The 2899-nt window shown below is 71.7% G+C and carries 2 protein-coding genes and 3 pseudogenes; 2 read left to right on the forward strand and 3 right to left on the reverse strand.

What is annotated here, in order from left to right; genetic code table 11:
- Positions 1-188: pseudogene (locus GT354_RS18160) on the reverse strand (nuclear transport factor 2 family protein); the annotation flags it as partial.
- 88 nt (positions 189-276) lie between these two features.
- Here GT354_RS18160 and GT354_RS18165 point away from each other — a divergent pair.
- Together GT354_RS18165 and GT354_RS54150 are read left to right on the forward strand one after the other, a co-directional pair.
- Entirely contained in the window at positions 277-885 is a 609-nt protein-coding gene (locus GT354_RS18165; protein ID WP_161357346.1) for a TetR/AcrR family transcriptional regulator, read from the forward strand.
- 95 nt (positions 886-980) lie between these two features.
- Positions 981-1505 (forward strand): annotated as a pseudogene (locus GT354_RS54150) (recombinase family protein); the annotation flags it as partial.
- A gap of 294 nt (positions 1506-1799) precedes the next feature.
- On the opposite strand, the pseudogene GT354_RS54155 reads toward GT354_RS54150, so the two are convergent.
- Together GT354_RS54155 and GT354_RS18175 are read right to left on the reverse strand one after the other, a co-directional pair.
- A pseudogene (locus GT354_RS54155) lies at positions 1800-1998 on the reverse strand (AAA family ATPase); the annotation flags it as partial.
- A gap of 40 nt (positions 1999-2038) precedes the next feature.
- Positions 2039-2899: NADP-dependent oxidoreductase (locus GT354_RS18175; protein WP_161356837.1), on the reverse strand; the 861-nt coding region annotated here is incomplete at its 5' end.

The raw sequence follows: 2899 nt of genomic DNA on the forward strand, positions 1-2899 counted from the left end.
GGGTAGTCGCGCATGTAGGCGGCGATGGCCTCCCTGCCCTCCAGGCGCGCGGGCCGGCCGTCGGGGGCGAAGGGGAACTCCATGACGCCGTCGTCGGCCCACAGGCCGACCCAGCCGGGAATGTTCTTGTCCAACAGCAGCCGCAGGCTGTGGCGGTAGAGGTCTGCCGGAGAAGTCGGTGCGGGCATGGGTGTCCTCCATCTTGTAGAATCCGGACCTCGGGTCCGCTTCTTTAATATACGGACCCGTGGTCCGTTTTTCAAATGGAGGAGTAGCGTGCCCGAGCGCAAGCCCCGCAAGGACGCCGCCCGCAACCGGGAAGCCATCCTCGCGGCCGCCGACACCCTCTTCGCCGGCTGCGGAAGCGCCGAAGACGTCACCATGGCCGACATCGCGGCAGCGGCCCGCGTCGGCAAAGGCACGCTCTTCCGGGCTTTCGACGACCGCCCCGGGCTGCTCCGCGCGCTGTACGAGGCCCGGCTCGAACCGCTGAGGGAGGCGATCGAGGCCGACCTGCCGCCTCTGGGGTCCGCGACCCCACCGCAGCAGCGCGTATCCGCCCTGCTCGACGCCATTCTGTGCTTCAAACTCGACAACCGTCGCCTCGCGCTGGCCTTGGAGGAAAGCGGGAGCGGCAGCCCGTACCAGGCGGAGCACTACGAGCGATGGCACGGCCTGCTCCGAGCCGTACTCGAGCAAATCCCCGGCCTGACCGACAGCGACTTCACCGCCCACGCCCTGCTCGCCGCCACCCGAGCCGACCTCGTCGAGCACCTGGCCGGACAAGAGCGCGTGGGGCGCGAGGGAATGCGCGCGCAATTGGCGAACTTCACCACCCGAGTCCTGGGCCTTGGCCACCTACCGGGATCGACCGCCAGGGACTGATCGAGGATCGAGCGGGCGTTTGATGAGGGGAGCCCCTCACAAACGTTCCATTCCCGGAGCAAGATCCGAAACGGGCCGCGAGACCGGTCCCGCGGGTGCCGACGCCGGCCAACCGGGGCCCGGGGCGGCCGTGGCGGCCGGGCACCCCGATCCCGCTCGCGATCGCGCCGGACACCCCCGGCGCCGACATCCGCATCGGGTACGCGCGTTGCAGCACCCTCACGCAGGAGCTCCAGTCGCAGTCGGACGCGCTCGCCGCGCACGGCATCCCCAGGGACAAGATCTTCTCGGGGAAGATCAGCACCCGGGTGCGGGTGCGCCCGCAGTTCGACGCCGCCCTCGCGCCGGCCCGCGAGATCAAGGCCCACGCCCCGCACTGCCGGGTGATCCTGGCGGTGTACGAGATGAAGCGGCTGGGGCGGGACGCGGCGGAACTGACGGCCCCGGCCGAGCACTTGACCGCCCACGGTCTGGTGCCGGAGATGCTTGCCGGGCCGCTGCCCGGGACCTACGACCCCACCGGGCCCGGGCCCATCCTGTTCGGGTTCTTCGCGGCGATGGCGGAGACCGAACGCGAGAACGTCCGCGAAGCCACCCTCGAAGGGCTCGACGCCGCCGCCCGCAAGGGCAGGCACGGCGGCCGCCCGGCGGTGATCACCGACGACATGCTGCACACCGTGCTCCGCCGCAAGGCCGCCGGTGAGAGCGTCGAGGCGATCCGCCCGGACCTGATCATCCCCATCGGCAAACGCAAAGGACACAGTCCCAGCCTGGCCGGCGTCTACCGCACGCTCGCCGAACACGCCAAGGCCGCGACCTACCCCGACGCCGTCGAACAGGCCCACACCGACTTCGCCCACCGGACCGACGACGACATCCCCCGACCCGTCCAGGCTCGCATCGCAACTCCCGTGTCCGTAACGGGCGGCAGTCTCGTTCGGCTGCTTCACGTGGCCGCTCCACGAGTTCGTTCACGAGTTTGGCGGCGAGCGCGTGGCCGGCCCGGTATCCGGCCATCGCTGCGGCCGTTCGCAGCGCGATCGACAGGCGCGATTCACCCGTACCGAAATCGCCGATCGTCGGACACAGCGGTTCGCCTTCGCGGATCCACTCGCCATCGAGGTGGATTCGCCTTACCGGGCCGGCGGGGCGATCACAGGACGAGCATGAGCTTTCCGCCGGGGCGACCGGACCGGCTGAGTTCGGCCGCTTCCTCGATCCGGTCGAGCGTGTAGGTGCGGGCGACCGGTACGACCAGGACGCCTTCGCCGGCGAGCCGGGCGAACTCGTCCATCCGGTCGTAGCGCATCTCGGTGGTGATCCGGACGCCCAAGTCGGCCGCGGCGGCGAAGTCCGAGACGGTGAGGACCCGGTCGGGATCACCGGTCAGCCCGATCAAGGTCGGTAGCGAGCCGCCGGCCGGGCTGGGCTGGTCGGCGCGGTCGATCCGGCCCCCGGTCGGCGTCGTGTCCAGGGCCCGGTCGATCCGGCCTCCGGCCAGTGCGGCGACGCGTTCGGCCATGCCCTCGCCGTAGGCGGTCACTTGGGCGCCGATCTCTTCCAGGGCGCCGGCCCGGGTCGGCCCGGCGGTGGCGATCACCCGAACACCCCGGTGCAGCGCGAACCGCACCGCCGCCTCACCCACGGTGCTGCCCGCGCCGTGGACGAGCAGCAGCTCACCAGGCTCGACACCGAGGTCGTCGAGCGCGCGCCACGCCGTCTCGGCCGCCATCGGCAATGCGGCGGCCTGCTCGGCGGTGACGCCGTCGGGAATGCGTGCCCAGGCCGGCATCAGGGCGTACTCGGCGGCGCCGGCCGTCGAGCCGTGGAAGACGGCCGGGCCGAACACGCGGTCGCCGATCCGGACATCGGTGACGCCCTCGCCGAGCGCGTCGACGGTGCCCGCGATCTCCAGGCCGAGCCCGCGCGGCAGCGGCGGCAGATGGTCGGCGAGGAGACCGTCGACGATGTGCCAGTCGGCCGGCGTCAGGCCGCACGCCCGCACGGCGATCCG

Origin of the sequence: Streptomyces sp. SID3343, assembly GCF_009865215.1 — a bacterium.
Taxonomy (GTDB): Bacteria; Actinomycetota; Actinomycetes; order Streptomycetales; family Streptomycetaceae; genus Embleya.